At 41.3% G+C, this 6,449-nt stretch carries 5 protein-coding genes and 2 pseudogenes; 6 read left to right on the forward strand and 1 reads right to left on the reverse strand.

All coding sequences use genetic code 11. The annotated features are described in order from the left end of the window. Positions 1-286: 286 nt before the first annotated feature. The 4 genes and pseudogenes from ACT3SX_RS13075 to ACT3SX_RS13090 all read left to right on the forward strand — a co-directional run. Entirely contained in the window at positions 287-832 is a 546-nt protein-coding gene (locus ACT3SX_RS13075; RefSeq protein WP_442063181.1) for a porin family protein, read from the forward strand. 96 nt (positions 833-928) lie between these two features. Continuing rightward, positions 929-1,465 (forward strand): porin family protein, encoded by a 537-nt coding sequence (locus ACT3SX_RS13080; protein ID WP_442063183.1) that lies wholly within the window; start codon positions 929-931, stop codon positions 1,463-1,465. Between the two features lie 209 nt (positions 1,466-1,674). Further along, positions 1,675-2,250: a porin family protein gene (locus ACT3SX_RS13085; RefSeq protein ID WP_442063185.1), complete on the forward strand. Its 576-nt coding sequence runs from the start codon at positions 1,675-1,677 to the stop codon at positions 2,248-2,250. Between the two features lie 123 nt (positions 2,251-2,373). Next, positions 2,374-2,619: pseudogene (locus ACT3SX_RS13090) on the forward strand (SPFH domain-containing protein); the annotation flags it as partial. Between the two features lie 79 nt (positions 2,620-2,698). On the opposite strand, the gene hemN reads toward ACT3SX_RS13090, so the two are convergent. Continuing rightward, on the reverse strand, positions 2,699-4,162 hold the full coding sequence (hemN, locus tag ACT3SX_RS13095) for an oxygen-independent coproporphyrinogen III oxidase (RefSeq protein ID WP_442063189.1): 1,464 nt from the start codon (positions 4,160-4,162) through the stop codon (positions 2,699-2,701). Positions 4,163-4,733: 571 nt separating this feature from the next. Here hemN and ACT3SX_RS13100 point away from each other — a divergent pair. Together ACT3SX_RS13100 and ACT3SX_RS13105 are read left to right on the forward strand one after the other, a co-directional pair. Continuing rightward, a pseudogene (locus tag ACT3SX_RS13100) lies at positions 4,734-5,678 on the forward strand (YifB family Mg chelatase-like AAA ATPase); the annotation flags it as partial. 58 nt (positions 5,679-5,736) lie between these two features. Beyond that, a complete protein-coding gene (locus ACT3SX_RS13105; RefSeq protein WP_442063187.1) occupies positions 5,737-6,306 on the forward strand; it encodes a hypothetical protein in 570 nt (189 codons plus the stop codon). Positions 6,307-6,449 lie beyond the last annotated feature (143 nt).

Raw genomic sequence — 6,449 nt, forward strand, 5'->3', positions numbered from 1 at the left:
ATTTTTATTATTTCAGGCGTATTGACCTAGGGTTTTGAGGAGCGAATCTGTGAAATGAGTAGGGATTATTGCATAAATAGGGTGATTGTAACAAAAAGTTTCATTTTTTGGCCTTTGTAACCCGCTCAATGATGAATGCTTGCAAATCTTAACTCTCGTGCCGTTAAACACTGACAGACTGTATGAAATAGTTTGTTACTATTATATTCATCGGAAGCAAGGCGATATGACTATAGAAGTCATCACAAGTAACTTGCTTATTCTGATCGATGTTAAGGAGTTCATAATGAGAAATATACAAAAAGTATTACTTACATTAACAGCTGGTTCTTTATTGACGGTTGGTGCTCAAGCCGCTACATCTTATAGCAATGGCTATACTGGACAGCCATATGTTGGTGCTAAAGTTGGTCAGTTCGATTTAGACATTGATAACGCAGATGATCCAACCGCTTACGGAGTTTATGGTGGTTACAACTTTGATTCTACTTTTGGTGTCGAAGCAGAATATGTAGGTTCGGATGATGCTGATTATCGTAACGGTGATCTGGATGCCAAGACTTATGGTGCATACGGTACCGCTCGCTACCAATTCCCGAATACTGGTCTATATGCAAAAGGTAAGCTAGGGGTTGCAAAGACTGAAGTTGAAGGTGACTACACTAACGGTGCGGTTAGAGTATCGAACTCTACCAGTGATACGGGTATAGCAGGCGGTGTGGGTCTCGGTTATTCAGTCAACCCCGACTTTGGTGTCGAGGCTGAATACTCGGTGATGGACAGCGATGTCGATGCCAAATTATTAACAGTTGGTGCTCAATTAAAGTTCTAAGTAATTTTTCTAAACCTTTTTATTGAAGGCTTGTCTGATGAGCTTTTTCATACAGATAATATATAACCAATCAAAATGTGATTTTAAGGAAATAAAATGAAAACTCTACAAAAAACTCTAATGGCAGTAGTAGCAGGTTCTTTATTAAGCGTAGGTGCACAAGCCGCTGTATCTTATGGTAACGGCTATACTGGTCAACCATATGTCGGTGCTAAAGTCGGTCAATTTGATTTAGATACCAATAACGCTGATGACCCAACTGCCTATGGTGTTTACGCTGGTTACAACTTTGATCCTAACTTCGGTATCGAAGCAGAGTATGTCGGTTCAGACGATGCTGACTACCGTGGTGGTGATATTGATGCTAAATCTTATGGTGCTTATGGTACTTATCGTTATGCTTTCGCTGACAGCGGTGTATATGCAAAAGGTAAGGTTGGTGTGGCACGAACTGAAGTTGAAGCATCTAATACAACGCTTGGCCAGTATAATGGCGAGGATAAAGATACTAGCTTAGCTGGCGGTGTGGGTCTTGGTTATTCAGTAACCCCTGCCTTCAACGTAGAAGCGGAATACGATATGCTAGGTAGCGATACAGATCTTATGACTATTGGCGCAAACATCAAGTTCTAAATTGTTAGCAAGTAGCAGCATAAATAAAAAAACGCATCCTTCGGGGTGCGTTTTTTTGCGCGTGATAAAAATAAAACAAAAGTCATCAAAAAAGCGTGCATTAAAAATAAGGTTCTGCTAGAATCCTGCATTCAACAATAGTCCATCTAAATTTTGTGTTTTGCTATATTTATGCAGATGGCATTTTAGCCTTACCTAATAGGAAATATATGAACACTCTACAAAAAGCTTTAATCGCATTATCAGTTGGTTCTTTGGTGAGTGTAAGCGCTCAAGCTGCCGTTAATTATGCAGGTCAGCCGTATGCTGGTGTAAAAGTTGGTCAGTACAGCCCAGACGCAGATGTAGATGATGACGCAGTGTCATATGGCGTTTATGGTGGTTATAAATTTACTCCAGAGTTTGGCGTAGAGGCTGAATATTTAACCACTGGTGATACTGATTCGTTCAATGATCGTTTTGAGAAAGCTGAGTACAGTGCTGATGTATATGGCTTATATGGTACTTATGACTATACTTTTCCAAATACTGGACTTTATGCAAAAGGTCGTTTGGGTATTGCAAAAAACAAAATTGAGGCGGAATACACGGATAAACTTGATGCTAGTCAAAATGAGAGTTTGAGTCATTCTGATACGGGAGTAGCCGGTGGATTAGGTCTTGGCTATAACATTAGCTCTATGGTTTCTATTGAAGCTATGTATAATATTTATCCTCAAGTTGAGGATGAATTTGAGGATATTAGCGTAAGCGGCGTTACTTTAGGCGCTCACTTTAAGTTCTAATCAAATAAAGAATAAATAAAAAACGCATCCTTCGAGGTGCGTTTTTTTTGTGGGTTAGATTTTTATGCTTTCAATCATTTTATTAAAGGTATGAGCATCATATATTGATGATTTTTAAGAAGTCGCTTAGAAGCATCACGTCGTGATGCTGAAGCGCAGGTGGTGCTCGCGCGCGGTTCCGAAGAGTCGATTCGCCTGATTACTAGCGCGATGGGTGAAGAAGAAATGCCGGTCGTTTACTTGCTTGGTGAGCAGTATATTAAAGCGATGCGTGATTTGGCTGAGTCTGATAACTCAAAAATGGTGGTATTACCCGCTGATATTCTTAGTACCGTCAAAGGGATGGTCGGTGATAAGCTAAAGGTGTAATAGGCAGGTTTTATGGCATATAAAAAAGACCTCATTAGAGGTCTTTTTTGGTTTTCAGCAGTCATTTTAAGCAGTCGTTTTAAATAACTTTTGAAAAACGATCTGCGTGTTTTGTCTTAAGGTATTCATCGAAGACCATCGCAACGTTTCGACCCAATAAGCGTCCACGTGGCAAGACACGAATACCTGCCGCATCCATATCAATGAGTCTGTCACCCTGCATGGCACCGAGCTGCGCTATTTCATCGATAAAATAGGTAATCGCATCGATACCGAATTTTTGATTCACGTCTTTAAAGTCAACATAGTCATGACAGAGCAAATTCATAATCACGTATTCACGTAGGCGGTCTTTAATCGATGTCTTGATGACTTTTACCGCTGGCATGACCATAGGGTTGCTTCGAGCAGCATCTATACTGGCTTGGTAAGCTTGCAAGTCCGTATCGTTTTGCAATATATAACGTGTGTTCGCATTAGATATTTGACTAATAGATGACACACCAAAGCCCAATAAGTCACAATCACCCATGATAGTATAACCCTGAAAGTTACGATGTAATTTCCCCTCGCGCTGTGCGACAGCGAGTTCATCATCAGGCTTGGCGAAATGGTCAATACCGATGTATTGATAGCCCGCGTCGCTTAGCGTATTGATGGTATTGCCAAGCATTGTAAGCTTGGCTGCTGGATTGGGTAAGTCTTCATCTTTGATCTGACGTTGCGCTTTAAAGCGTTCTGGCAGATGCGCGTAGTTAAACACCGACAAACGATCTGGTGACATCTCGATGATGCGCTGTACGGTTTTGTCCAATGTATCTGGCGTTTGATGGGGCAAGCCATAAATCAGGTCGATATTAATAGAGTGAAAGCCGAGTTCGCGCGCTTCATTTAACACATTTTCAATCAATTCTGCTGAATGTACGCGATTGACGGCGATTTGTACCGTGTCATCTAAGTCTTGTACACCCAAGCTAATGCGGTTAAAGCCAAGACCACGCAGCACTTTTAGCGTATCTTCACTTAGCTCACGCGGGTCAATCTCAATAGAGTAATCACCTTCATTTTCGGGTAAAAACTCAAACTGCGTCTGTAAAAACTCCCACAGCTGAACCATTTCTTCATCACGCAAAAACGTCGGCGTACCACCGCCCAAATGTAGCTGCTTGACCAATGGTTTGCTACTGCCTTCTGGTGCCGATAATAAGCGTCGTTTGTGCTTAATCTCAGCAATTAAGTACTGCAAATAATCGCCCGAATCGCCATTTTTTTTGGTGATAATTTTATTACAAGCACAGTAGTAGCAAAGGTGACGACAAAATGGAATATGAAAATATAGTGATAGTGGTGCACGCGCTTCACGGTTTTGCAGGATTTTTGTCTCAAGGCCGTCAGCGATTGGTGAGAACTCTAATGCCGTTGGATAAGAGGTATATCGCGGCCCTGAGCGATTGTATTTATTGATAATCGCTTCATCAAAGGCAGGTAGCTGCTTGCTCGTAATGCTACCGCGCGTACTGGCATAAGGGTTGTCTGGTTGCATGACAGGTCGCGTCGTCGTCGGCTGCTCTCCAGCGCGATTGTAAGGCTGCTCGATATGGTCAGTACTGTTAGAATTGTTCTGTTCTGAATGTTCTGTCATGCGATATTCCTCATGTTGACCATAGCTATTACTGGATTTTGTCTGGCTCACCGATAGTGATCTTAATCGTTTATTTATGAGCATTTTTACAGCAATATTTATGTCTAAATAGACAGTCGCTAGTATAACAAATCCCTGTTAGTAGTGGGGTGAATAAATAGGGCGTGTCCTCACTCTGAATAGTAAATATTAAATGGATTAAAAATGGCTAAATATTTGCCAAACTGCGTCAAGTAGCTTGCTAATATCTCGATATTATCTGCACTACTTTCCTTGTTTAACTGCTATTTGTCTCATTTTTATCTCCATTTTCAAAATGAGGGCATGCCCTAGCGCTTTTAGATAAAACGTCTAGGTATCATGGGATAGTCACTGGCTCATTAAGTATAGGCACTTATGATTAAAAACACGACATTTGCGCACCTATAGATAATCCTCTATTATCGAGAGAGCCTCTTTATAGGAAATACTTATGTCGTTTGCTCAAGTTTATACCCGCTCAGTCGTCGGTCTACATGCGCCCAAAGTCATTATTGAGGTGCACTTATCGCAAGGTCTGCCTGCTTTGACCATTGTTGGTTTGCCTGAAGCTGCCGTACGTGAGAGCAAAGACAGAGTACGTTCTGCGATATTGAATTCTGGGTTTCAGTTCCCCAATCGCCGTCTAACTATTAACTTAGCACCTGCTGATTTACCCAAAGACGGTGCGCGCCTAGACTTACCAATTGCGATAGGTATATTGGCAGCCAGCGACCAGCTCGATCCAGAGGTATTATCAGGGTTTGAGTTTATTGGTGAGTTGGCGTTAAACGGAAACTTGCGACAAGTAACAGGCAGTTTGGCAGTTGCACGAGCGATTAAAGCGGAAAGACTGGCTGCAACGTCATTGAGCAGTAACGAGCGACCATTAAACGAGCAGCACTCAGTAGAGACATCAGAATCAGTCAAGTTAATAGTGCCATTGGATAATGGAGCGGAAGCCAGCCGCGTCGAGGGCGTAGAGATATTAGGCGCCCAAAGTCTCAAAGCCGTCTGCGATCACTTACGGTCATTGGCTGATTCTAGCGGATTTTATCAGCCTTTGGATATCGTTACACCCAGTATCGCCCCAAAGCATGTCGGCTATCAAGTGGATTTGGCCGATGTCAAAGGACAGCACCATGCGCGGCGTGCGCTAGAGATTGCAGCAGCAGGTGGTCACTCGATACTGTTTACCGGGCCACCCGGCTCAGGTAAGACATTGATGGCATCGCGACTACCGACTATTTTGCCTGATCTCAGTGACGAAGATGCGTTAGAAGTAGCCAGTACGTATTCAGTCGCAGACAGCGATTATGATTATGGCACACGTCCTTTCAGACAGGTTCATCATACAATATCAGCCGTGGCCTTGGTCGGTGGGTGTCATTTTCCACAATCTTTGTCAAAATTCCATATAACCTGTCATAATAGATATTATCGATAGGGAGTAATAAATGAGTAATTTTGAACCGTTTAAAGGAATAGATTTAATAGCTAAGCAATCAAATATTGACATTAGTGACTTTCTCAACTTAGTTAATTATAAAAAAGGTATCAAAAATAGGTTTTTCTATAACTCTTCATATCAAGTTATTTGGTACAAAAGCTTATATAATTTAGGTGAAGGTAATGACAATAGACGAGTGGAAGTTATTTTTGTAAGTAAAACGGGCTATGAAATGAACGTGAAACTACCGCTCAGACTTATGTTCAAAATACCTATTGGTTCTGTTTGGAAAAATGGTCTTATGGTCGAGGAGTTGGACACAGACCACCATGTGTTTACATTACAAAAAGCATTAGGAGAAGAATATAGAAGACCAAATGTTGACTATATATCTTCATTCTTTGAAAAGCAGAAAAAGAAGAAAAAAGAGAAGGATGGAATAAAATACGAAGCTAAGGTGGTTTTGAGCAAAGACATTTACCCTGTTAGCGATATTGATAAAGACGCAAACACTTTAATAGTTGTTGAACAAGATGGGATTAAGTTTGTCATTCATCCTCTCACCTTTTTTCTATAGTCACTGCACTACAAAAGAGTTATGTTTTGGATGAATATCATAAAACAATTTAGATAAGTCATTTTCCATCCAGCCTTGGCGTAGAAACTTCACATGAGCCCACTTCTTCTCGATAGGATTTAGATCAGGGCTGTAGGGTGGTA

Origin of the sequence: Psychrobacter sp. AOP31-B2-9 (genome assembly GCF_052378005.1) — a bacterium.
Taxonomy (GTDB): domain Bacteria; phylum Pseudomonadota; class Gammaproteobacteria; order Pseudomonadales; family Moraxellaceae; genus Psychrobacter.

What these genes read in the sequence shown, in the direction of transcription:
- ACT3SX_RS13075 (WP_442063181.1), top strand. Translation starts at nt 287, where the DNA reads ATGAGAAATATACAAAAAGTATTACTTACATTAACAGCTGGTTCTTTA.
- ACT3SX_RS13080 (WP_442063183.1), top strand. Translation starts at nt 929, where the DNA reads ATGAAAACTCTACAAAAAACTCTAATGGCAGTAGTAGCAGGTTCTTTA.
- ACT3SX_RS13085 (WP_442063185.1), top strand. Translation starts at nt 1,675, where the DNA reads ATGAACACTCTACAAAAAGCTTTAATCGCATTATCAGTTGGTTCTTTG.
- hemN (WP_442063189.1), bottom strand. Translation starts at nt 4,162, where the DNA reads ATGCAACCAGACAACCCTTATGCCAGTACGCGCGGTAGCATTACGAGC.
- ACT3SX_RS13105 (WP_442063187.1), top strand. Translation starts at nt 5,737, where the DNA reads ATGAGTAATTTTGAACCGTTTAAAGGAATAGATTTAATAGCTAAGCAA.